Source organism: Rhodosalinus sp. FB01 (genome assembly GCF_041365715.1).
Classification (GTDB): Bacteria; Pseudomonadota; Alphaproteobacteria; order Rhodobacterales; family Rhodobacteraceae; genus Rhodosalinus.
Genome location: NZ_JBGFSH010000128.1, coordinates 1 through 308 on the forward strand (window position 1 = coordinate 1; position 308 = coordinate 308).

The window sequence follows — 308 nt, forward strand, 5'->3', positions numbered from 1 at the left end:
GGGCAGCCGCGATCATGGCATCCTTGTTCGCGTTGCCCTTGCCGGTGGCGAAGCGCTTGATCGTGCCGACAGGGACGCCCTCGTAGGGCACGCCGCGCAGCTCTGCCCACGAGGTCAGCGTGGCCATGAGCCCGCCGTAGACATGCGCGGCATCCGTGCCGGCGTGGCGACGGACCTCCTCGAACCAGATGGCGGCGACGGGCCCTGAGAGCCGATCCAGCTCGCCCAGCCAGTTCTTGAAGCGCAGGTAGCGCATGCCGCCGCCGTCATAGCGGCCGGGGCGGAAGCTGGCGGTGCCGGAGGTGATC

The 308-nt window shown here is 70.1% G+C and carries 1 pseudogene; it reads right to left on the reverse strand.

Annotated features, from left to right (window positions below):
* Positions 1-308: pseudogene (locus AB6A65_RS16900) on the reverse strand (hypothetical protein); the annotation flags it as partial.